A 26,011-nucleotide genomic window follows, 5' to 3' on the forward strand; every position below is an offset into this window, starting at 1 on the left:
AAAAATGGATAACATTAAATCAGAAATACGTGCCTTTTTGTCTCGTGCAACCAATGGTATTGAGATAGAAGCGGATACTAATATCTTTGAACTTGGCTTTACCCATTCACTTTTTATTATGCAGATGATCTTGTTCATTGAGAGTAATTTCGGTATCGAATTGGAGCTGGATGATATTGACCACGATGACATCAGCACCATCAACAAAATTGCTCAACTAATCAGTAAAAATATCAACAGGGAGCAGCAGGAGGTTAGTCATGCAGCTTTCTGATGAATTGCACCAATTTCAACTAGGTATTCGTGAGTTTGTTGATAATAGGTTAATACCTGACGCAAAGAGGCTTGATAAAGAGCAATTCATTGAGCGCTCGCTTATTGAGTCATTGGCAAATCAGGGTTATCTAGCTGCATCAATACGGCATATAAATGGTGGTTCTGGATACACGACTCATCAACTGATGATACTTCACAAAGAGTTGGCACGTGCGCACGGCTCAATAGAAAACCTACTCACAGTAACGGGGATGGTTGCTGCCTCAATCGAACGTTTTGCTAAAACTGATGTAGTGAAAGGGTATCTGAAAGAGCTAGCAGAGGGAAGCAAAGTAGGTGCCTTTGCAATGACTGAACCTGATGTGGGTAGTGGGTTGAGTGATGTTACAACCACGATTAGTCGCGTTGGTGATGATTACGTGGTCAATGGCACTAAAACTTGGATTACATTGGCTCAAATTGCAGATTTTTTTGTTGTTCTGGGCCGAACCAGTGAAAAGCGCACCCAAATGATAGTCATCGATCGCGCGACACCAGGCCTCACCGTTGAACCCATTGCAGACATGGTTGGATTAAGGGCAAATATGCTTGCGACAGTCACTTTTGATAATTGTCGCGTATCAGCAGATTACCTACTTGGTAGTGAAGCAATGGGTCTAGCGCTCCCAGCAACGTTTGGGTTACATGAAGGACGTTTTACAACAGCGTGTGGCTGTATGGGACTGGCTGAAGCAGCGTTGGATATCATGACTGACTATGCACTGACACGTAAACAATCCCGCAAGAAGCTTTATCGACATCAATTGGTGCAGAAACTGCTGACCGAGACACTCGTCGCTGTGAAAGCATCACAGGAACTCCTTAACCGTGCAGCAGAAGCGCGAGATACGATCTCACCAGATATGGTCCAAGCCATAATGATTGCAAAGTATTCAGCATCGTTAACTGCTCGGTTAGCGACAAATAATGCGGTGCAATTACTGGGGGCATCTGGCTGTCAAAGTGACCGTTTAGTTGAGCGATATTTCCGCGATGCAAAAGTCATGGAAATTATTGAAGGAACAACACAAGTTCACGAAATACAGATTGCATCAGCGCATGTCGCGAGCAATAGAAAACGGGTGTCTTTATGAGAAAAATTGCATTCATATTCCCTGGGTCTGGCTCGCAGTACCCAGGCATGGCCGCCAGATTGATCAAAACCAGCTCTCGGGCTCGAGAAGTTTTTGAAGAAGCATCTGATGTGCTTGGTTGGGATTTGGTGGCACTATGCACAAAAGGTGGGTTGATAAAACTAAATAAAACAAAGTTTCTATTTCCTGCGTTACATGTCACCAATATCGCTCATTTTCATGTTGCGATGCAGGAATGTGGATGCAAACCTTCCGTGATGCTTGGGCATAGTCTGGGGGAGTACTCCGCATTGCATTGTGCTGGGGCGATAAGTCTGGCTGATAGTGTCCGTATTGTTGAGAAACGTGCAGAAATCGCTGTCAAGGCTCAACAGGCCTCTGTCACTGGAACCACCATTCTCAAGAATACCTCTATTGAGGTGGTACAGCGAATTATCGAACAACATCATGCTGAAAATGAATCAGCACTCAATCTTGCCTGCATTAATAGTGATTCACAGTTTATGTTGACTGGAGACGCAAAAGCTATCTTAGCGGCTGAACAAACCCTATTACAGCAAGATGCTGGTGCAGAAGTTATCCCGATTATTGGTGGTGCACCATATCACAGCAGTTTGATGACACCATACGTCCCGGCGCTACGAGAAGTTCTTCATTCTGCAACATTCTATAAGCCTTCTATCCCTGTGATTTCCAGTGCAACTACACGACTTATTGATACGTCAGAAGATATCAAGCTGGCACTTACTCAGCAATTAGACCATACCGTTTTATGGCGGGATTGTATAGAAACATTGAAGCGTGATGAAGTTTCGGTAGTGGTGGAGATGGGGCCGCAAAGTGTTCTGAAAAACCTGTTGTTAGAGGTGGATTATCCTGGTCAGGTACTTGCCCATGATGATAAAGCGGACCGTGAGGCGCTGGGGGGACTTAAGGTTGAAGCGTCAAATCAGAACAAGCCCCAAACTATCATGGCAACCATAGAAAAGTCATTGAAGCGCAATGCCAGAGAGATTGCGGTACGTTCGAATGAAGGCACCCTGACTTATGCAGAGTTAGATCACAAATCTGCATTGCTAGCACACCAGTTAAGAGATATAGGGGTTGGTCCAGATGTTCCTGTTGCAGTTGGTCTGACTCGCAGTCCAATGATGATCGTTGCCATATTTGCCATCTTAAGAGCGGGTGGGGCTTATCTGCCATTGAATATGCATCATCCAAGTGGCAGAAACCATGCGATTTTAAAAGATTCCCAAACCGCTTGTCTGATCAGTGATACCGTGAGTCTGAAGCATTTTGAGTTTGACGGGCAAACAGTGCTCACAGATATGTTTAACTGGGATGCGCCTCTGCCTAATAAAGCCTTACCAATCATTCAACCTGAAGATCTGGCTTACATTATTTATACCTCTGGATCAACTGGACGGCCTAAAGGTGTTTGTACTGAGCATGCCGCATTAAATAATCGACTGAATTGGATGCAAGATGCTTATCCTATTGATTCATCAGACACGATATTACAAAAAACAGTGTCAACCTTTGATGTATCGCTCTGGGAATTGCTCTGGTGGGCGATGCAGGGTGCAAGCGTTGCCTTGCTTCCATCAGGAAAAGAGCAAGACCCTCGGGCCATTTCACGAGCCATTCGGGCCTTTCATGTCAGCGTGGTGCATTTTGTTCCGTCAGTATTTGAGTTGTTTGTCACCTATGAAGAGATCAAAGCGGTGCCCGAAGAGCTGGCGAATATGCGATATGTCTTTCTTAGTGGGGAAAAACTACCCAGCGAGATTGTGCAGCGATTTTACGCATTATGCGCCCCTTTACCCGAGCTCCTGCTGGTTAATTTGTATGGCCCGACAGAAGCAGCAATTGATGTTACGTATTTTAATTGTCCACGTGATCAATGCTTACCAGATATCCCTATAGGTGAAGCGATTAATGGAATTGAATTGCATATTGTAGATGAGCAGTTAAATCCTACAGATGACGAGGGTGAGCTGTTGATCTGTGGTGCAGGGCTTGCGCGAGGCTATTTAAACGCACCAGAGCTGACAGATGCCAGTTTTATAACCGTGCCTGCATTAGGCGGTGTGAGAGCTTACCGCAGTGGTGATTTGGTGAAGAGAAACCCTCAAACAGGTTTGATTCACTATATTGGACGTCGTGATTTTCAGATTAAGTTGCGTGGTTTACGCGTTGAGCTAGAAGAAATTGAGCATGCGCTGTTGGCATGTGAAGGGGTTAGTCATGCGTGTGTTTTTGCCGATACAGAGGTTTCGTCATCACACTACATTTTTGCTGCAATTGTATGCAATAACGACTTTCAGGACGGTAAAGTGTTAATGGCGAATCTGTCCGATCAACTGCCTGAGTATATGCTTCCAAGTCGCACCTTGTTGATAGAAAGCATACCTTTGTCAGATAACGGCAAATTGGATCGGAAGGCGTTGCTTGCTATCGCAAAAGGCGTACAGGGTGAATTGGTTGATTTGCGTCAGCCTGTTACAGAAATTGACATGCAACCACAAGGGGATACCGAGATAGCCTCGTTTAACTTGTCGAGTGCGCAGCATGCAATGTGGATAGCTCAACAATTACATCCTGAACGCAGTTTGTTTAGTTCTCCAATATTAATGCATTTAAGTGGTGAGCTTGATGTAGCAAGGTTAGCGAGAGCTGTCGACTACGTTGTCCAATTACATCCTCAGCTGCGAGTCGGTATTTCGGCAGAGCAAGCGATTCAGATTGCAGATCAAGCGCAACCATGTTTGGAAGTCGTTGGTCCCTGGCCATCAGATCGTCCTCTAAGTACACCAATACCATTTGCTCAGGGGCGTTATAGCTTAGAACGCGAACTTGTTCGATTTGCATTGTGGGAAATGCCTGATGGTGACCATATTTTGCAGATTGATCTGGACCATATCCTGTGCGATGGGTGGTCTAAGGCCATTCTCGTTGAAGATTTATTGGCTCACTATCGAGCTGAACCAACTAAGGCATCAAGCAAAGATTTTATTACTTATGCCTCCCAATTACAAAACGAGACTCAAACAGATAAATATCAAGGTCATCTGAGCTATTGGAAAGAAAGATTAGCAGACCCGTTACCGGTATTAAATTTACCGTTCGATCGAAAACGGCCATTAGAATCAGCACATCAAGGTTCACTCATTTCGTTCTCGTTGCCAGCTTCAGTTGTTGAGCGATTAAGAAAAAAAGCTAATCAAAAGCGTACGACGCTGTATACATTGCTTCTGGCGGCCTATGCCTTGTTTTTAAACCGACACACAGGGCAAAACGATCTGATTGTAGGCATTCCCTTAGCTGGCAGACTTGAAGCTGATTTTGAGCGTACTTTTGGACTGTTAGTGAATAGCCTACCACTGCGGTTAAGTATCGAAGCAAATGACTCTTTTGATGATTTACTGTCACAGGTAAAAAAGGCAACGTTGGCGCTGTTTCGCCACAGTAAAGTGCCATTTGAAGACATAGTGAAGCAGATAAAACCGCAACGACAAGGGTCAGCATTCCCCGTTTATCAAACGACGTTTCAATTGGACAGCTTGCCTGTACCCGACATGAATCTGTCGGATCTTAAGGTTGACGTACTACTGAATGATACAGGTGTTTCTTTACTTGATCTATCGGTCAGCCTGCATGAAACGGAAGACGGCCTGAAAGGGACCTTTGAATTTGATGTTGAATTGTTTGACCAAGTTACTATCGAACGTTTTGTAGAGCGGTATTGTCGATTACTAGAAAATATTGCACAGAGCGATGACCGGCAATATTGCAGTGATTTATCTTTACTGTGTAATCAAGACCTTGCAGCTTATCGTGAATTGAATGGGAAGGGGTTAAATCACCAGCCAGCCGTCTCTCTTTGGGCTAGGTTAGAACAGGCATTAACGATGAAAGGGCAGCACATCTGCGTTAAAGAAACGACAGGAGATTTTGCCACAGGTCTGGAATTATTAGGTACAGTGAAGCAATTGGCCAAGCAACTGGCGTTAGATGGGATAAACCCTGGTGATCGTGTTGCCATTGTGATGCATGCTGGTTTGCCATCAGTAGTTGCTCAATTGGCGGTGTGCTGTATCGGGGGGGGGTGGATGCCCATTGATCCTCAACTACCCAAAGAACGGTTGATAAGCATTCTGAATACTGCAAAACCACTGCGGATTCTTTTGGATGAAAGAAGTGCAGATTTATTTTATGACGATAAAGCTGCTGTTGATGGATTTACGTGGCAGGTGCTTGGTGATTGGAAGGCGTTGGCACAATCATGTTCAATAGGTCACGATTGGCAGGTACCGGAAGTTTCTGTCGCTCAGGATGCTGTCATTTTGTTTACATCTGGGACTACGGGCCAGCCAAAAGGTGTACGACTAACACATTCAAGTTTAAGTATATTAATTGACTCTTTTCTGACGACCTACAAAGTAACTCAGGATGATGTTCTTCTACCCATTACATCCGTTGGCTCTGCAAGTTATCTAGGTGAGATTCTGCCAATATTGGTTGGTGGTGGTTGTTTGCTCTTGGCAGATCAAAGAGCAGCGATTGATACCAGATGTCTGTTGGAAATTATTACTCAGGAATCGGTATCAATATTAAGTAGTGTACCTGCTTTTCTTAGCCGATTGAACCGGGCCGTTGCAACGATGGATGGGATTGATTTAAGCCGGCTTTCGTGGATTCTTTGTGGTGGAGAGGCTCTGGCATCTGATCAAATAGATCATTTGGTCGAAAAAGCTCAAATCGTTAATGGTTATGGGCTGACAGAAGCCACGATCTGCTCGACTTGCCATATAGTGACCAAATCGGATGTTCAGACAGGTGGCATCATCCCTATTGGTAAGGCGCTGGCAGGGACAGATTTGAGTATTGTTGATGAGCATGGAAATAATGTGCCAGTTGGGGTTGCTGGCGAACTGCATATCAGTGGTACAGGTTTAGCCGCTGGGTACCTAGATGAACGCCAGACAGCTGCGAGGTTTGTTGAATGTGTTCATGGTTCGGGGAAAAGGTATCTTCGAACAGGCGATCGGGTTCAAATGCGACCAGATGGTTGTCTGATTTATTTGGGGCGGGTTGATAGACAGGTTCAAATCAGAGGACATAGGGTTGAATTAAGTGATATAGAATCCCGTATGTCGACCCATCCTGAAGTTGAAGTTGTACATATTCAATTAAAGGATTTAAGCATCAGTGGTGCAGGGACACCGATTCTGGTTGCTTATTATACAACTAAGGCACAGGTTCCAGTTGCTGAAAGCGACCTTCGAGCATTTCTTGCGAGGCAGCTACCTGCATACATGATTCCCAATTCGTATCTTCATCTCGAGAATATGCCTTTGAATTTAAACGGCAAAGTCGATGAGGAACAATTACCCCATTCGGATTTTATTCTGCAGAGCTTATCAGCTAAACAGGCCAATCCTCCGCAAACAGCAATTGAACAGAAACTTGCAGGAATATGGGCTGAACTGTTAGGCGGGTTGCAAGCGTCGGTGGATGTTAATTTCTTTGATGTTGGCGGAAATTCACTTCTGTTAAGTGACTTGCAACAAAGTATTGAACGTACTTTTGACCATACCGTAGCACTGCTCGACCTGTTCGAAAATACAACAATTCGCTCACAAGCCGATTTCATACAACGAGCCTCTCAACCTAAGCCAGCTGATCAATATCAAACACAATGCCACACGGCGAGGTTGGCTTTCCATCCTGATCGGTGGAAGTTAACAACAGAGAGCCAGAAGGGAGAAAAAAGATGACAGAACAATCAAACGATCTCGGTGTTGCTGTGATCGGTATGGCCGGTCGATTCCCTCAATCTGACAGTGTGGCACAATTTTGGCAAAACCTTCGGGCTGGACGTGAGTGTATTTCAGAATTTGATGTGCAAGAGATCATCCGCTCTGGCGTTGCACCGGAAATCGTCAAACGTGCTGATTATGTCCGTCGTAAAGGTGCAGTTGCTGATATCGACTGTTTCGATGCGCCGTTTTTTTCAATTGCACCAAGAGAGGCCGAACTCACTGATCCTCAGCATCGGTTAATGTTGGAAGGTGCTTGGCATGCGATGGAAGACGCAGGTTATGATCCACTGACGTTTAAAGGCGATATTGGTGTCTTTGCAGGAAAAAGCCTTGACTCTTATCTGATGCTTAATGTTTTACCTACCTTTAAAAAGGTATTTTCTTCTGGAAGTTTGCAGGCTGCAATCGGGAATGATAAGGACAGCATGACTACCCAGATTGCTTATCATCTTAATTTACGTGGTCCGGCTATTACGATTCAGACATCTTCTTCGACCTCTTTGGTTGCTATCTGTTCTGCCGCGCAAAGCCTTTTGACTTGGCAGTGTGATATGGCGTTGGCAGGAGGTGTGACTTTAGGGCCACCAATACACAGTGGCTATTTGTCGCAAGAAGGAGGGATTACTTCTCATGACGGGCACTGCCGGACTTTTGATATTGCAAGCACCGGATTTGTGCCGGGTACAGGGCTTGGTTTAGTCGTATTGAAACGATTAGATGAGGCGATACGGGATCGTGACAATATTATTTCTGTTATTCGTGGATTTGCCGTCAACAATGACGGTTCGGCCAAAGTAAGTTATACAGCGCCAAGTGTTGATGCCCAGGTACGCGCGATTACAACAGCCCATGCGATGGCAGGGTGGTCAGCTGATGATATTTCTTATATCGAAGCCCATGGGACTGGGACGCGATTAGGTGATCCAATTGAAGTAACCGCTTTGACCAAAGCATTTCGTCAAACAACAAAGAGACGTTCATTTTGCTGGTTGGGATCGGTCAAAACGAATGTTGGTCACATGGACACTGCAGCGGGGGTTACCGGCTTTATCAAGGCTTCACTCTGTTTGCAGAATGCAGAGTTACCGCCATCAATCAACTATGAAACGCCGAATCCGGCGTGTGATTTCCCTTCATCGCCATTTAAAATTGTGCAAAAACTGGAGTCATGGAAGCCAGAAAGTGGTGTTCGTCGAGCGGGTGTAACTTCATTAGGTATGGGAGGCACCAATGCACATGTAGTCCTTGAACAAGCGCCAGAAATGATTCCCAGAAGTGCATCATCACAACCACAAATATATGTTGTCTCTGCACGAAGTGAAGCAGCTCTATTTCGGCAACTAAAAGAACAGGCTAGAGGGTTGGCTCAAGCTGGGAATCTGCACCAGTTACCACAAGATGTTGCCTTTACATTGGCAGTTGGACGGCATGCTATGCCTTGGCGGGCAGCTGTGGTATCGAGTTCTGTCCAAGAGGCAAGCATAGCGTTTAACGAAGCCAAAGCAAGCCAGCTTCACTTTGGTCAACCGGGGGCGGTGAAACCAATCACATTCTTGTTCTCAGGTCAGGGCAGTCAATATGCGCAAATGGCGGCATCGCTTTATCAACATGAACCGGTGTACCGACAAGCTTTCAATCAAGTAGCTGATATAACGCAGACTGTTTGTGGGCCAAATCTCAAAGAATTGCTCTATGGTTCACAATCAACGCAAGCTGGTGAAGAACAACTGGCAGACACATCATTGACACAACCAGCACTGTTTGCTGTCGAATACGCATTGGCCCAGTTGTGGCTTGATCGTGGTATCAGGCCAACTGCATTGATTGGTCACTCATTAGGTGAATGGGTTGCAGCTGTACTGGCAGGGGTAATGAGTCTTCAAGATGCCGTACGATTAGTCAATATTCGTGGTCGTGTTATGGCAGCATCGCCTCATGGCGTCATGCTTTCAGTCAGAGCCAATAAAAGCGCATTGCTGTCGTTGTTAAATGATGAAGTGGAACTGGCCGCTGATAATGCACCAGGGCTGTGTGTTTTGGCTGGACAAGAGAATGCTGTTGAAGTGGTAGAAAAACAACTTGATGATCAAGGAATACGTCACGAGCGTTTAAGGACTTCTCATGCGTTTCATTCTAAGTTGATGTGCCGTGCAGCCAGTGAGCTATTGCAAGCAATACAGGATGTCGACCTGAAGGCACCATCCATGCAAATTATCTCTACGGCTTTAGGGCGTGCAGTGACGGATCAAGAAATCACGGATCCTTACTACTGGAGTGAGCAAATGCTTAGACCAGTATTGTTCAAAAACGCGGTAGTAGAAGCTTCTCAACAATATGCCTGTGACTTCCTTGAAATAGGGCCAGGCAGTTCACTTGCTACAATGGCAATACTTGGTGCTGAACCGAGTACCACAACATATACAAGTCTCCCGAAAGCAACCGAAGGTGAAGCCAGTTTCGCTCACGACAGGGATACGCTTGCGAGATTATGGGCCGCTGGACACCCGCTGGATTGGCAAGCAGTATTCACTCACCATGCATGTGCGCGCGTTTCTTTGCCAGGCTATGCGTTTGAAAAAATTCGTTATTGGATTAGCAGCCCAGAAGAGCACGATATGGTAGAAAACGACCCAGTTTCGGCTCAAACACCAACAGTAAAAACATCCAGTCCGTTTTCGGCATCCAGTCGTAAAACCCCAAGGCCTGATACATTATCAACATCTTTTGAACCAGCAGCATCAAAAATTGAGCAGCAAATCAGCGAGGTGCTTGAAGATTTATTAGGGATTTCAGGGATTGGCCGACAAGATGATTTTTTTGAAATGGGCGGACATTCTTTGATGGCCTCCATGGCTATAGCCCGATTATCTGATCAAATGGGTGTGGAGATAGATGCACAAACCTTTTTTTCATCACCTACGGTTGCTGATTTGGCTACGCGCTTTGAGCATAAAGAGACAGTGCAGGGTGAAAGCCTTGTAGATAGTCTACTTACTGAGATTGAAGAAGAAGCAGTAGAGGGAGAGGTAGAATGAATATCCAACCTTCTATGACACTTGCAGCTCGTTTGTATGCCTTGTCTGCACAAGATCGTACTGACTTTGTTTTACGACTACTGGAAAAAGGCGGATCGTTATCTTCTTTACCCATTGCTCAATTGAATGAAACCACGGAAGCGCCATTGTCATTTGAACAACAACGCCTAGCAGTGCTTGATCATCTTGAGCCGGAATCTTGCGATTATTTATTGTATCAGGCGTTCCGTGTTCCTGGATTGCTGGATGCAGAAAAGCTTCGACAGGTATTTACTGAGTTAGTTGAAGAACATTCTGCGCTGCGTACACAGATTAATTTTGATTTAACCCAATCAAAACAAAAGCATTGTAACGAATTGGAATTGCCGTTTGTTGTACACAAACTCGCTGGTGAAGAATTTGAAGCGCTTTTGCCAAAAGCAAACAACCTAATTAGGCAAGCGATTCCTCTTGGTCGAGCACCATTATTTCGCGTGGATGTGATTGAAAATTCAGGGAGAGATCGTGTGTTGTTATTTCGGATTCATCATATAGTTGCTGATGGTATTTCTCTGTCTCTTTTATTTCAATCTGCGTTGACTAAGTATGAAGCGCTGGTTGCGGGAAGAACGACGACTCGGATCAAAAATGAACGGGCGTCACTTGCCGATTTTGCGACCTGGCAACACATGTGGGCTGACGGTGTGAAGCAATCGAATTTAGGAGATGCATGGCTGAGTAGTCTGCATACTGCACCAACACAATCGACGCTTCCTGCGGACATAACACCGTTTAAAAATGAATACATAGTCCCTGAAGGGCGTTTATTTCGAAGTATTATCGACTCGGATTTAGCAGAAGATATTCTACAAACGAGTCGAGACGCCAGAGTTGGGCAACACGCTATATTTGTTGCAGCACATGCGCTGACATTAAGGGTGTTGAGTGGGCAGGAACGATTCATAATTGGATCGCCAGCCTCTGGGCGTGTACGACCCGAAATTGAACAGACTGTAGGATTTTTTGCGACAACAAATTTTTTAGATGTTGACCTAACAGAATCGACAACATTTTCACATGTGCTTGAACGAGCTAGCCAGGCAATGCATCAGGCAGAACAACTAAAATCAGTGCCATTTGAAATGTTGCGGGAGAAGTTAACACCAATTGCTGCCATCAACAAAGGACCATTATTTCAAACATTTTTGATATCACACAGTACCGAGAAACAAAACGCATTCAAAGTCGCTGGACAAGACTGGCAATTGCTTGAGCTCCATAATGGCAGTTGCAAATTTGACATAACATTAGAGCTGACACCATTCAATGACGGATTTGAATGTTTGATTGAATATGATGCAACACGTTATTCGGATAAATTGATTCAAACCTATGTCGAAATCTTTACTCACATGTTAGCGGCAATCGCTCGGTATTCGAACGATGAAATGCAGACTGTGTCATTGCCTGTTCAAGTAGAAATGCAGCAGCAGCTTGATCAGCTGAATCACACTTCGGTCACTTGGCCGGAAGTGGAACAAACCTTATCTATAATTGAACGTCAGTTCAATAAACAAGCGCAGCGTATTGCCTTGTGTAGTGATGCAGGAAGCTGGACCTATGCGGAATTAGACAGGGCATCCGCTCAGATTGCCTCGAGTTTGCTGGCTCAAGATGTTCAAGCTGGGGATGCAATTGCTGTTGAACTTGACAGAGAGGCAGCATTGATTGCTGTGTTACTGGGGATCTGGCGGGTTGGTGCGGTATATGTACCTCTTGATCCGAAGAACTCTATTGAGCGGACTAATACGATTGTTTCGCTGGCAAAACCAAAGTTGATGATAAGTCGTAACATTCATGATCATATCACTTGTCTGAATCCTGATGACTTATATGGTGACCATATAGATTGTTCGTTTAACCAACACAATGCGAATGGTACAGAGGTAGCCTACATCATTTTCACTTCTGGCAGTACAGGAACTCCGAAAGGTGTTTGTGTTACCCATGACAATCTTAAGAACTTCTTGCGCTCTATGGCTGAGAAGCCGGGCCTGTCTCAGGAAGATCGTTTGTTGTCAGTCACAACTCCAGGTTTTGATATCTCTTTGTTGGAGTTCTTACTGCCTTTAACCGTTGGTGCAACTCTAGAGTTGGCTTCTTCAGATATTGTCTCCGATGTCTTTGCCTTGAGAGCGCTGATTGAGCAAAGTCGCCCTACCGTGATGCAGGCCACCCCTTCGCTTTGGCATATGCTGATAAATACAGGTTGGCGGCCACACAGCACATTAAGAATTTTAGCCGGTGGCGAGCCAATGCCTTTATCACTAGCACGCACGATGCTTGAATCTGCGCAGGCACTGTGGAATATGTATGGGCCAACCGAGACAACCATTTGGTCGCTTTGTGAACAGTTAACATTACCGCTTGATACGGTTTGTATTGGTCACCCCATTGCCAACACAGAAATTCGTATCGTTGATCCACAAGGTCGATTAGTACCTATTGGCGTTACAGGTGAGCTCTGGATTGGTGGTATGGGGGTGGCGTCTGGCTATCAGGATTTGCAAGATTTAACGATTCAGAATTTTATAACCCTTAATACAACGTCGAAGTCACGTTGGTATCGGACAGGTGATCATGTCCGCATGACCCACGCAGGGCAAATCATATTTGTAGGCCGAAAAGATGATCAGCTGAAAATCCGTGGGCATCGGGTTGAGTTAGGGGAAATAGAAGCCATTCTGATGAAAAACCCATACAAGGTTCGAGTGGTTGTTCGGGCACAGGAACAAGTAGAAAACACGCGGTTAGTCGCTTATGTTGAAACCCTAGAGAGCAGCCAAAGTCATCTTAGTAGCGCGCAGATGGCTCAGTTTGCTACGGATGTTTTACCTGATTATATGCGCCCTTCCAGTTGGCGGTTTACTCCTTCTTTCCCCAGAAACAGTGCCGGAAAAATAGATCGCAAAGCACTCGATAAACTCGATTGTCCCGATGAAGTAACGTCTCATCAATTTGACCTTCCGCAAGGGAACGTAGAGCAATGTTTGGCCAAGATGTTAATGGCCTTGCTCAATATAGATGAGATTGATCGAAATGCAGATTTCTTTGTTCTGGGCGGGAATTCAATGGTGGCTGTTGAGTATCTGATGCAGATTCACCGGAAGTTAGCCGTGAAACCCCAACTTAAAGTGTTGCTTGAAAATCCCACGGTTGCCTCGATGGCTAGGTACATCAAAGCCCACAAAAAGACACACTTTAGCGAGAAAGAACGGCCAGAAAAAGTACCGTCCGGACAAAATAAAGAGAATATCCACTTCCCACTCACTGATGTGCAAAGAGCTTACTGGTCCGGACGTCAGGTGAGCCGCGAAGGTGCTTCGGTAAGCTCTTATATTTACCAAGAGTTTGAATCAACAACACTTGAATTGCACCGTCTAGAAAGCGCTTTGAACAAATTAATCCAAAGACAAAGTATGCTGCGTGCGATTGTGACAGAAGATGGTCAGCAGAAAATCTTATCGCAGGTAACGTTTTACAAGATTGAGTGCGATGACCTGAGTTCTGTGGCTGAACATTCACTAGAAGCACTGTTGTTGCAAAAACGTACACAACTTAAAAGAGGTTGCCAGTCAACCGAAACATGGCCTCTATTCGAGCTTCAAGCAACAAAATTACCTAATGGGGCGCTTAGGTTACATTTTGGAATTGACTTATTAATTGCTGATGCAGCCAGCTTAAACATCCTCGCTGAAGAATTATTTCTTTTGTACGAGGGGGAAGATGAGCAGCTCCCTATATTGCCGATTTCATTTCAGGACTATGTATTGCAGGATCAATCTGAACTGCACCAAAATGAACGAAATGAAGCTGAGCAATGGTGGGATGAACAGATTTCTCATTTTCCTGCTGGCCCAGATTTACCAGTGCGCACCGAGTTGGATGAATTATCATCCTTGAACTTTTGTCGTCGTAGCCACGTCCTATCAGCTTCTTCTTGGGCAGCATTGCGGCAACTCGCTCGCAATCAGCGCGTGAGTGCAACCAGTTTACTGTTGTCAATTTTCTCATTGATTCTTACTCGTTGGAGTCAGCAATTAGAATTTTCGCTTAATCTTACCGTGTTTAACCGGCCTAGAATGTCGGGAGCAGATGCTTTAATTGGCGATTTTACAGATATTTTGTTGCTCCCAATTTCAACAGAAAAACAACCTTCTCTGCGAAAATTGGCTTTACAAATTCAAAATAGACTTTGGCAATCATTGGATAACTCTGCGCTCTCTGGTGTGCGAGTGAGCGAAAAACTGATTCGTTCTGGTCGCATTGCAGCACCATTACCTGTGGTATTTACAAGCCTGCTTGACCAAGCCTCAAGCATCAATTCAGGCATTATAAATGCGCTTGATATTCAAACTGTTTACACCATCAGTCAAACTCCTCAGGTGTGGCTCGACCATCAAGTAATGGAGCGGGAAGGTAAGCTCTACCTTAACTGGGATGCAGTAGAAGAGTTGTTTGAACCAGCTATGCTCGATGAGATGTTCGCTGCCTATATTGAGCTGATCGAAGAACTGGCACTCAACCCTTCTTTGCTGGAAGCTACCAATTTGCCACGATTACCCGCTGTGGCAACAGCTATACAACGGTGTGCTCTGCCAACATCCGGCCTTCATGATGCATTGGCGAATTATGCAAGGGAGACGCCACATGCAACCGCGATATGGCAGGCGAATGCTGCGGGTGAATGTTTGGCTGAGATTTCATACGACCAGTTAAACCGAGCCGCAAACCGAGTAGCAATAACCCTTCAATCGGGTGGTGTAGTACAAGAAGAGATTATTGCTATTGTGATGGAGAAAGGTTGGGAACAAAGCGCTGCGGCCCATGGCATCTTAAAAAGTGGTGGTGCTTATCTTCCTATAGACCCTGGGTTACCAAAGCAACGTCAGCAGGAATTACTGACCATCGCTCAGGTCCGACACATTCTTACTCAGCCTCAGTACGCAGCCGATCTGGTGGACCTGCCGCAGACAGTGCATGTGGTGAGCTCAGATTGGCAAAGCTGTAACCAGCCGTTTGAAGCTAAATCCGCTCATCCGGAACAGACGGCTTATGTCATTTTTACTTCTGGCTCTACAGGGACGCCAAAAGGGGTTGTGATCAGCCATCAGGCCGTGATGAACACAATAGAGGATATTTGCACCCGCCGAGAGCTTACCGAAACAGATGGTGTTTTTGGCTTATCATCCTTGAGTTTTGATTTATCCGTGTTTGATTTATTTGGCACAACAGCGCGAGGTGCTCGATTGGTGCTACCTCACCCTGAAGGATTGAAAGACCCCCGCCATTGGGAGCGGGTGTTACAGGCGGGGGGAGTCACGGTATGGAATTCAGTACCAGCACTACTGCGGATGCTGACTATTCATGAGCAGGACAGAAGTGGAGTTTTCCCTCAGTTACGGGTAGCGATGCTCAGCGGGGATTGGATACCTTTAAGCCTTCCGGAAGATGCTTGGCAGAGTTTAAACCGTGAAATGAAGATTTATTCGTTAGGTGGAGCGACGGAAGCATCAATTTGGTCGATTGAATATGAGATTGAGTCGGTAGATAAAAATTGGCAGAGCATACCTTATGGAATCGGCTTAACCAATCAGCCAATGCGTGTAATGACTGCAGGGCTACAGGAATGTCCGGTTGGTGTTGTAGGGGAGATAGTCATAGGTGGTGACGGTTTAGCGCAGGGTTATCTGGGGCGCAAAGACCTGACAGAGAAAAGCTTTGTGATTCATCCGGAAACAGAAGAACGACTCTACAAGACAGGAGATTTGGGGCGATATGACCGTGATGGTGTGATTGAGTTTTTAGGGCGGATAGATAATCAGGTAAAAATCAATGGTCATCGGGTTGAGTTAGGTGAAGTTGAAGCCGTGTTAGAAAAGCATAACAAGATCCGGCAAGTAAAGGTCATGACACGCGGCGTAGGTGACGGTGCAAGCCTTGTCGCATTTATTGAGACTGATGAGCTACTTTCCGATCAGGAGATCGACCCTGCGATTATAAAAGACCCAGCACAACGCTTGGCTTTTAAATTGGAACAACATGGAATACGGCGTCTTGATGGTAAGAGAATCGCTTTTACGCCACCTAAGCAAAGTGATGTACGTTTTGTCCGCCGCCGGAGCTGCCGAAGTTATAGCGAACAGTTAGTCACTAAGGCGCAATTCCAACAAGTTCTACAATCGCTGTCACAATGCTCTTTCGATAAGTTGCCGTTCCCGAAATATCGTTATGGTTCAGCCGGCGGGCTTTATCCAGTTCAAATTTACATCGGTATTCATCCAAATAAGGTTGAGGGGATTCCTAGCGGCCTGTATTACCACGACCCCCGCAACAATGAGCTTGTTGCTGTCGGAGATCGTCCAGATGGTAGAGTTAGCGGGCAGTCAGGACCAAATATTGGTTTGATAGAAAGCAGTGCATTCGCTATGTACTTCGTCAGCAATAAATCCGCGATTGAGCCGATGTATGGCCAAAAAATGGGGGAGATTTTTGCGGCTATGGAAGTCGGTGCTATATGTCAGATGCTGGAAGAAGAGGCCGCTAATCTGGATATGGGATTCTGCCAGCTTGGTGCGATGGATGATCGCGATTTACGTCGTGCCCTAGAGCTGAATGATGATTATCAGGTCTTACACTGTAGTGTAGCTGGGGTTGTGCCAGAACAGATGCATAATCAAGAAGCGATGTTCAAAGATTTCTCTAAATATGAAAAACAACCTAGGTTAGACATAGCATCCGAACAAAACTTTGATCAAGCCTTAAAAGATTATCTTCAAGAAAGTTTACCCGCATATATGGTTCCATCGCGTATTGTCGCTTGCCGTCATATGCCATTGACGGCAAATGGCAAAATTGACAATAAAGCATTACTTGCTCAGTTGGAAGATAACCAAGCGAATCACGGAGGCTTGGTTGGAAATCATCAACCTGCTGAACTGGAACGTAGTATGGCAATATTTGCAGGGAGCCCAATTAATCAAATTAAAGCCGATGAACTGGAAAGCAAAGTACTTGACTGGTGGCGTGAAGCACTTGGTGGGCTTGAAGTGGGAGTGCAAGACAGTTTCTTCGACATTGGCGGGACCTCCCTTGAATTGGTTCGTGTGCATCGTTCGATGGAACAAGAGATGAGAATGGAAATTCCAATCGTTGACCTGTTTCGATTAGCAACACCGAAAGATGTTGTTCACTACCTCATGAACCTGAAATCTGAAATGACACAGCCAGAGATAGCTCCGTCCGTTACTAAGCCAGGCAGCAATGATTTTAAAGCCAGCCGGGCTGCGTTGCTTGCTCGTTGTCAAAATAGCTAATTGAAGGATTCATTATGAAACAGCATCAAGTTGCCCAATTGTGTGAGGATTTGCGTCAGGGGCGTACCACGGCAACCAAATTAGTTGAAATCTATGCTGAGCGGATTATGACATTAAATCCGACTATTAATGCTTTCAGTCAATTACGCCTAAATGAAGCACGGGCAGAAGCATTGGCTTGTGATGAGGCGCGTCGTCAAGGACAAACGCTGGGGCCTCTGGCTGGTATTCCATGCACGATTAAAGAAGCTTTTCATGTCGCTGGATTACGAAGTACTGGTGGTGTAACACATTTGAAAGATAACTGGGTTGAAGAGGATGCGCCAGCCGTGGCCAGACTGAAAGCTGCTGGTGCCATCATCTTAGGCAAGACGAATATCCCGGCCATGACAGCAGACTGGCAAACCTACAATGAGATCTTTGGCACAACAGTTAACCCATGGAACACAGCGCGTTCTTCAGGTGGGTCTTCTGGCGGAGCGGCGGCTGCAGTAGCGAGCCAGATGAGTGTGTTTGATTTGGCAAGTGATTTATGTGGTTGTATGCGTATACCTGCCCATTTCTGTGGTGTTTTTTCCCACCGACCCAGTTATGGTCTAACTACAGTTCGCGGCCATGTTCCAGGAGACCCTACTGGAAAGATTGAGCCAGATCTCAGCTGTTCAGGGCCAATTACCCGCTCTGCTAAGGATTTGCGACTTTTACTACAGATTCTATGTGAACCGTGGGTGGATCTACCAACGGACATGCCCGCTTTAGCTGAGCGGAAAGATAACTCATTGCGAATATTAGTTTGGCTTGGAACCTCTGATCATAAGATAGATACAGCTATGCGACAGCATATTGAAACTACGCTGAATAAACTGGAGGGATCTGTCAATGTTGAATTTGTTTTTGGTGCCCCGGCAGAATTCGATTTAGAAGAAGTAATCGATTTGGTCATGACACTAACTGGGCGGCTTCTATCTACTGCTAGTTCTCCTCTTGGTCGGGTTGTTTCTGCTCTAAACGCATTTGGGTTGAAATTGCGTGACAGTAGTGACAAGCGAGCTGATTTCGCTTGGGCCCTTGCCAAAGGTGCGATAGGTAGAGACGCCGTTGATAAAACTAGGACAGAGGCAAATTCCCGAGTAGATGCTTTTTTTGACCGCTTTGACCTGCTAATTACACCTGTCGCACCAGTTCCTGCTATCGAACACGACTTTGCACCAACTCATCAGCGGGTATTAACTGTAGATAATCAGACTGTTCCGTACAATGAATTAATGGTCTGGAATGCGCTGGCAAGCGTGTTTGCCCTACCCGCAACCATTGTTCCTCTAGGTATTGGTGAAGATGGATTACCTATTGGTATTCAAGTGATTGGTAAGCGATTTCATGACAGCACCTGTATTGAGTTTGCCGAACGTGTGGAAGCCGTTTTACCTGCGACCCCTTTGCCTAAGGACATTAATTTATGACAACGAATAATAACAAAGTTTTGCCAGAGCATCCGGTCAATCATGGAATATTTGAGGGGCCAACTTCTTCTGTATTGATTCAGATGTCGCTCCCGATTCTATTTGGCTTTTTGACGCAAGTGATTTACAGCATCGCAGATACGGTTTGGATCAGTATGATTGACCCAACAAATCCAGCAATTATTGCCGGAGTTGGTTTGGTCTTTCCATTAGGGATGATTTTATTTGCCATTGGCAATGGTCTACAGGTGGCAATGGGTTCTGTCTTGTCACGCGCCATTGGTGCCAAAGATGATACGGTATTAAAAGCCTTGTTTGCTGCTGGGATGCTACAGGCTTTGATTATTGGACTGATAGCATTGGCAATTGCATTGATCTTTGGTCACCAATTACTGGTGTTATTAGGTGCTTCTGGTGAAATCAAAGACTATGCAGATGAATTCTTCCTATATTCGTTACCCGGCGTTGTGCCCGTTATTCTGGTTGGAACGTTTATGGGCATGCTGCAAGGACAGGGGAAGATGAAAGTGATGATGCAGGCAGCCTTACTTGGCTCAATTGCGAATATTGTGCTTGATCCAGTCTGTATCTTTGTTTTTGATTTAGGTGTTAAAGGTGCGGCTCTTGCGACCGTCATTGCTCAGTGCTTGGTGCTGATTAAATTAGCCCTGACCATTTTGGCAGAGCCAGGGCATTTACAGCTTAAATTTTTTCCACCAGTTAAATTGTTACATATTACAAAACAGCTTTCCACGATTGGCTCAGTGCAGATGTGGATTCAGATTATCATTGCAACGAGTGTGCTGGTCTACAACCGCTTTGTCATTGACGTCGATCCGATGGCAATGACTGCATTCACCTTGGTCGGCCGCTTAGATTTTCTTGTTATGATTCCTATGTTTGCAATATCAACGGCCCTTCTTACTATTGTCGGACAAAACTGGGGTAGGAAAAATTATGACAGAGCCTTTGATGCATTAAAAACAGCAACAATTTTGTCTTTTGGCACAGTGCTGGTGTTGTCTTTGTTACATATTTTGATTGCGCCATTAATTTATCCACTCTTTTCTTCAGAGCCTGGTGTAGTGAAATATGCGGTGACTCAAGTCCGCATTATGGACTTATCACTGCCTTTTATTGCGATTAGTTTATGCATTGCTGAATTTCACCAAGCCATAGGTAAGCCTATCATGGCTTTATATCTCACTGTGTGCCGACATTTTGTGTTGTCTGTTCCTGCTGTTGCTGGATTTATTTATCTGCTTAATATGGGTATTTCTGGTGTTTACTTTGGTGCAATGACAGGAACATTTTTCGCGGCGTTTGTATCCATCTATGTCTTACAGCGCTTGAAAAAGACCACGAGAACTGCGCTTTTATCAGAGGAGGGGATTCAATGACTTATCCTCTCAGTCATGCTCAAAACCGTTGTTGGATAGCGCAAGAGTTGCTGCCAAACACAGCTGTCAGCACCATTGGTGGCATTGTACGGATTCATGGGGAAGTGGACATAGCTAGGCTGGAGCAAGCCATTCAGGCAGCTCGGAATGAGTTTTTACCATTTCATTTATATCTGTGCAGTGTGGATGGTAATCCTGTTCAACGAGTGAGTGAAAACCCAACAGGTATTGTTGAAAAAGTACACTTACCACAAATGAATTTGCAGAACTGCTCTGTATTTGAATCATGGGCAGACGAGATTTTTCGCTCCCCGTTAAGTCAGCAAGAATTTCATTATTTTACGCTGTTTCAAACTCACGATGGTGGAGGATACATTATTCGTATGCATCATGCCTTCGCTGATGGCTGGGCTATGTCGTTGCTGACTTCTTTTATTGAGCGTGCTTATAAGACTGATGAGCCGATTAATTATCGAGAATCAAGCCCCTCGTTTCTTGAGTCCTTAAACAAAAGGCAGGCGTACTTTAGTTCATCAAACTTTGAGCGTGATCGGCAGTTCTGGTCTGAACGATTAACCACTTTTAATGCTGCACTACCAACGCTAACACCATCAACTGTCGGCGGGCAGGGGTACCGTACAGTTTTTACATTAAGTAAACATCAATCAAAGGAGTTAAAAGATTGTGCGAAGATCCTTGATCTATCAGTCAATCAACTGTGGCTCCTTTTATATGCGGTATATATCGGCCATCGAGATGGCACGCAAGAAGGCGTGATTGGTTGCCCGCTTATGGATCGCCACAGTCGGGTAGATCGGCAAGTATTTGGGATGATGACAACTCACGCGCCCTTCATCTGGAAGCTGGATCCAGATGAAAGCTTCATGGAACTGGCTAAACGAGTCAAACAGGATTTTGCTAATCTGATTCGTCACAGCAAATGCCCTTTAGAGCATATGCAGGACGAAATCCCAGAATCACAGCGGCATCATGGTCCGTTATTTGACGGTTGTATTAATTATTATGCTTTTGATCATAGTGAACAATTTGCTGAATTCCCTCAAACAGTTGAGGATTTTTACACAGGTTACCAGACATACCGCTTTCAAATAGTTATTCGCGAATGGCAAAATAATGGTGTGATACAGCTGATTTATGATGATGCACCAGCAGAAGACACACGATTAGAAATCAAATCTATGCATGATGGTATGCTCTGTTTAATGGTGCAAGTTAATGCGCAGCCAGAGATGTCATTGCGCTATGCAAGTGTATTGCCGGATGAATATCGACAAGCGAGGATGAAACTACTGACCGGCCCTGTCCAAGATACAGACCCATTGGCCGATGTCATCACTGCTCTTCATCATTTCTCAACCACCACGCCAAATGCACCAGTACTGCATACTAGCAGTAGTGTGATTTCATATCAGGATCTTTTTCAAGATGTTCAGGCAATTGCCCAAACATTGCAGGATCATGATGTAGGCTTAAATGCATCAGTCGGTATTTTAGTTCGGCGAAGCCCTCAAACGATTGCTTCTATACTGGCTGTACTTTGGGTCGGCGCCAGTTTTGTGCCACTTAACCACGACTTTCCAATAGATCGTTTGTCTTACATGATTGAAAAGGCAGAAGTGAGCGTCATATTGCACGATAGAGATGGCTCAAAAGTTGCCAAGTCGTTGGTGAATCAACCAATTGATGTGACAAAGATTTGTACGTTTCACTCAACAGGACCAGCTGTTACTCGTGGCGATAGAGCTTATGTTCTTTTCACCTCGGGCAGTACAGGGCAGCCGAAAGGTGTTGAGGTCAGTCGGGCAAACCTAGAAAACTACCTGCACTATTCTGCGAGAACTTACTATACGGCCACTGATTGTTCGGCTTTTTATACGCCAATCACATTTGACCTCACACTGACCTCCATCCTATCGCCTATAGTAGCAGGAGCGTCCATCCGTATCTATCAAGAAGGCATTCAGGTTGAGCAGATGCTGACCAATATGATTGAAGACGCTGAAGTAACCATATTAAAAATAACTCCGTCTCATCTTAAAATATTACAGCAGATAGAACATGGCATTTCAGCTATACGCAGCTTTATTGTTGGGGGAGAAAATTTACAGCGAAGCTTAGCCGAGCACATTAATACACAGTTTCCAGATAGCGTGATTTACAACGAATATGGTCCTACTGAGGCAACCGTTGGTTGTTTAGTCGCTAAGTTTGATTCAAGTAACAAATCCATGTCTGTCCCTATTGGGCTGCCGATTGATAACATGAGTGTGCGAGTACTTTCCGCTTGGGGTAGTGATGTACCAATTGGTGCTACTGGTGAGTTGGTTGTGGCTGGGGCTTCTGTGGCACAAGGTTATATCAAAGAGCCCTCTCTCACGATGGATAAGTTTTCAACCGATCCAAACGATTCCCAAAAACGCATTTATCAGACAGGGGATGTTGTTGCGTTCTTTGATGAGAACACACTAGTGTATCTGGGGCGTCGGGATCGTCAGGTCAAAATACTGGGAAATCGGATTGAACTTGATGAAGTTGAAAATATTGCAACTAATTGTCCAGAAGTAACTCAGGCTGTCGCCGTTGTATTGCATGATCAACAAGGCGAACCGAGTGCATTAGGTTTAATTTATTCGCCAGAAGCATTAGATAGTCATCAGGTTCATGCCTTTCTAACTAAAGCATTGCCTCGGCACATGATGCCTAACATGGTGATTGGTCGAGACGTTCTACCACTGTCAGCAAACGGAAAAGTCGATACTGAAAAGTTAGTTGAATGCTTAACTAGGCAAACACCCTCTGAGGTTAAACAGCAAACCAGCGCCATTGAATTAAGCGTTTCAAACATCATTCAACAGGTGCTTGAAAAGGCAGAAATCGGAATGAATGATAACCTGTTTTTATTGGGGCTGGATTCTATCAAGAGCTTAAGAATAGCCGCGAAATTAGATGACTTTTCTATCACTTCATCAGAGGTCATCCAATTAGCATCAATTGGTGCTATTGCAGATCTTTGTGAATGTCGGGCTGCGTCTGTTCAGTCGAAAACGACTGAATTTGAAACCTTGTCAGCAAGCCTGACACTTGCAACTCAGTGGTTTTTAGACTGGTATGCACCAAAGCCTGACTATTATGCACAATATGTCACCCTTACCTTGCAAGGAGACGTACAGATTGAGTCTATTAAAACTGCGTTAAGGATCATCATTGCGCGACACAGCGGTTTACGAAAGAAGATAGAATCACAAACGGGTCACTTCGAATCACTTGATGCGGAGTCAGTTTCATTACCAATAGTTATTCTAGAAAAAGATGTCCCTTCACAAGTTGCTGCAAAAAAGGTGACTCAATGCCTTCAATTGGACACGGGACAATTGATGGCTGTTGGCGTCTTTACAGCCACTCCTCAAAAACTGTTGCTGGCAGTTCACCATGCAGCGATTGATGCCTATTCATGGTTTGCGTTGCTGCAGGAATTTGATGCCTTACTAAAAAATGGGCCATGTGCGCTTAAACGCTCCCCGTTGCCTACGGTATCAAACCGGGGAGCTTATCTTGCTTTTATGGCGCAGTCTTTATCCGATGTCGAATTGGAGCAGTGGCAGTCTTTTACCAGAGCAAAAGGGCCTCAGTTTCAGTTAACAGAAGTCATGGAGCAACAATCAGCCTTTATTGAATACAAAAGTCAGATAGCCCTGGATGGAGAGTGGTTGGAAAACCAGGCTCGTGATATTTATGGGTTAACAGGAGAAATGCTGGTTTTAGCGATTGTATTACACGCGATCGCTCCCTGGTCCGATGCTTCGACATGCCAAATTGAATTAGAGCGGACCGGACGAACAGTGATTCCAGGAATGCCACCTAATTTGAATGAAATAGGCTGGTTCTCTGCTATTTTTCCGGTTGCGCCTCCATCACAAGCTCTATCCTGGGATCAACGTTTCAAAGATGTGAAAGCTCATATTATGCAACTTCCGCCTTATCCTGAAGTTTTTGCCGCATTGCGTCTACAACAACCAGAAAGGTTTGCATATCAGCCTAGTTTACGCCTCAATCCTTTGGGGTCATCTGCTCAAATGGCTTTAGATATCATAGATGTCGATATGGCTCATAGCGGCTTGTGTAATGAGACAGGGAGCCATAGTCAGTGCGGACTTGAACTCGATATCGCCTGGAATGCAGATGAAATATTGCTCACGTTGAGACGAAATTCAATCCAGATGTCCAATATGGGTCAATTACATCTTACGCAAATAATTGAATCTTCATTTAAGGAAGCTTACGAGTTTCTGAGCGCACAAGATCAACGTGTTATCACTGCAACAGATTTTGATGAGGTTGATCTGTCTGAGGATGAGCTATCTCAAATACTTGTAGCAATAGAGGGTGATGGGAACAAGCGACTATGAAACATGATGCTAAGAGCCTAGAAGGCCTGAGAATTGACCGCGACAAGGAGCCTGTTTCAAAGAAAGTAAGAAGCACTTCTAAGCGCTTTAATATGCGAACAAAAATATTAACTGGCTCGGCAGTATGCATCATGCTTTTTTATGTTTTTGTTCATTTATTCACTTCTAAACCTGATGCTCAGGCCCAGCCAGACCGTGCGCTATCGACTCATGTTGAAGTACATGAATTGTCAACGGACGAAACGTCGTTGATCAGTAATCAACAAGAGTTAGTGCCAGTGGCGTTAGCATCGGATGCGACAGCACCATATCAATCTGTTCTAGAGGCGACAGGTTATTTTCGAGCTCCTCGGCGTATAAAAGTTGTTCCTCAGGTGGGCGGTAAAATTGAGGCGCTGTATGTAGATATTGGTCAGCGAGTTACAAAAGGAGAAGTGCTTGCCAAAATAGACGATCGATACGCCAAAATTGAGCACGAGCGCGCAGAGTTGATCTTAGCTCAGGAAAAGGCTGTTCTGGCAGAAATTCAATTATCACTCGATCAGGCAAAAAATGTTCTTAACCGAAGTATTCTACTTTCCCAGAAGAAAGCACTGGCACTGCATGATTTAGAAGAAAGAGAAACTGAGGTCGCTATTTTGCAGGCGCGCCTTATTGCCCAGCAGCAAGCCGTTAAGTTAGCTGATGCGGATTTACGGTTAAAAGCGCTTGATTTAAAAGAACATTATATTTGTGCTGCTTTTTCTGGGGTAATCGTTGAGTTATTGGCGAATACGGGTGATTACATTTTTCCAGCAGTCAGCGGGGCGACTTATGGTTCTGGAGAGGGGCTGGCAACACTCGTTGATACCAAAAATATTGATGTGATTGTTGATATCTCAGAAAAGCATGTCTCGCTTATTCAGCCTGGAGGCCCAGTCATGATATCTGGCAATGGCAATAATTTGCCAGATTTATCCGGGCGGGTCAATAAAGTTATTCCAGTCGCCGATCGAGGTAGGGCTACTGTCAAAGTTCTAATAAAAATGGATGAGAATGATTCCCAGTTTTTTGCCGATATGGGAGTTAGAGTTCGTTTTCTTTCTTCAGCTCATTAAAGG

The 26,011-nt window shown here is 44.9% G+C and carries 9 protein-coding genes; all 9 read left to right on the forward strand.

The genetic code is table 11. The features are described from left to right. The first annotated feature begins 4 nt into the window (after window positions 1-4). Genes QTN94_RS05200 through QTN94_RS05240 form a run of 9 tightly spaced genes read left to right on the forward strand, consistent with a single transcriptional unit; the run spans window position 5 to window position 26,008 of the window. Complete coding sequence (locus QTN94_RS05200) at window positions 5-274, forward strand: acyl carrier protein (protein WP_101904104.1); 270 nt, start codon at window positions 5-7, stop codon at window positions 272-274. Further along, complete coding sequence (locus QTN94_RS05205; protein WP_101904103.1) at window positions 261-1,409, forward strand: acyl-CoA dehydrogenase family protein; 1,149 nt, start codon at window positions 261-263, stop codon at window positions 1,407-1,409. Before QTN94_RS05200 ends, QTN94_RS05205 begins: the two co-directional genes overlap by 14 nt. After that, window positions 1,406-7,189 (forward strand): amino acid adenylation domain-containing protein, encoded by a 5,784-nt coding sequence (locus tag QTN94_RS05210; protein ID WP_331427124.1) that lies wholly within the window; start codon window positions 1,406-1,408, stop codon window positions 7,187-7,189. Before QTN94_RS05205 ends, QTN94_RS05210 begins: the two co-directional genes overlap by 4 nt. Then, window positions 7,186-10,269, forward strand: a complete 3,084-nt coding sequence (locus QTN94_RS05215; protein ID WP_331427125.1) for a type I polyketide synthase — start codon at window positions 7,186-7,188, stop codon at window positions 10,267-10,269. The genes QTN94_RS05210 and QTN94_RS05215 overlap by 4 nt, the downstream gene beginning before the upstream one ends. Further along, entirely contained in the window at window positions 10,266-17,624 is a 7,359-nt protein-coding gene (locus QTN94_RS05220) for an amino acid adenylation domain-containing protein (RefSeq protein WP_331427126.1), read from the forward strand. The genes QTN94_RS05215 and QTN94_RS05220 overlap by 4 nt, the downstream gene beginning before the upstream one ends. A gap of 14 nt (window positions 17,625-17,638) precedes the next feature. Next, window positions 17,639-19,084, forward strand: a complete 1,446-nt coding sequence (locus QTN94_RS05225) for an amidase family protein (RefSeq protein ID WP_331427127.1) — start codon at window positions 17,639-17,641, stop codon at window positions 19,082-19,084. Then, complete coding sequence (locus QTN94_RS05230) at window positions 19,081-20,484, forward strand: MATE family efflux transporter (RefSeq protein ID WP_101904095.1); 1,404 nt, start codon at window positions 19,081-19,083, stop codon at window positions 20,482-20,484. Before QTN94_RS05225 ends, QTN94_RS05230 begins: the two co-directional genes overlap by 4 nt. Continuing rightward, complete coding sequence (locus QTN94_RS05235; protein WP_331427128.1) at window positions 20,481-24,911, forward strand: non-ribosomal peptide synthetase; 4,431 nt, start codon at window positions 20,481-20,483, stop codon at window positions 24,909-24,911. The genes QTN94_RS05230 and QTN94_RS05235 overlap by 4 nt, the downstream gene beginning before the upstream one ends. Then, entirely contained in the window at window positions 24,908-26,008 is a 1,101-nt protein-coding gene (locus QTN94_RS05240; RefSeq protein ID WP_331427129.1) for an efflux RND transporter periplasmic adaptor subunit, read from the forward strand. Before QTN94_RS05235 ends, QTN94_RS05240 begins: the two co-directional genes overlap by 4 nt. Window positions 26,009-26,011: the final 3 nt, after the last annotated feature.

It is taken from the genome of Vibrio sp. M250220 (genome assembly GCF_036533795.1).
Lineage (GTDB): Bacteria > Pseudomonadota > Gammaproteobacteria > Enterobacterales > Vibrionaceae > Vibrio.

Coding starts and splice junctions, on each gene's coding strand:
- QTN94_RS05220 (WP_331427126.1), top strand. CDS start 10,266: ATGAATATCCAACCTTCTATGACACTTGCAGCTCGTTTGTATGCCTTG.
- QTN94_RS05200 (WP_101904104.1), top strand. CDS start 5: ATGGATAACATTAAATCAGAAATACGTGCCTTTTTGTCTCGTGCAACC.
- QTN94_RS05240 (WP_331427129.1), top strand. CDS start 24,908: ATGAAACATGATGCTAAGAGCCTAGAAGGCCTGAGAATTGACCGCGAC.
- QTN94_RS05230 (WP_101904095.1), top strand. CDS start 19,081: ATGACAACGAATAATAACAAAGTTTTGCCAGAGCATCCGGTCAATCAT.
- QTN94_RS05210 (WP_331427124.1), top strand. CDS start 1,406: ATGAGAAAAATTGCATTCATATTCCCTGGGTCTGGCTCGCAGTACCCA.
- QTN94_RS05215 (WP_331427125.1), top strand. CDS start 7,186: ATGACAGAACAATCAAACGATCTCGGTGTTGCTGTGATCGGTATGGCC.
- QTN94_RS05235 (WP_331427128.1), top strand. CDS start 20,481: ATGACTTATCCTCTCAGTCATGCTCAAAACCGTTGTTGGATAGCGCAA.
- QTN94_RS05205 (WP_101904103.1), top strand. CDS start 261: ATGCAGCTTTCTGATGAATTGCACCAATTTCAACTAGGTATTCGTGAG.
- QTN94_RS05225 (WP_331427127.1), top strand. CDS start 17,639: ATGAAACAGCATCAAGTTGCCCAATTGTGTGAGGATTTGCGTCAGGGG.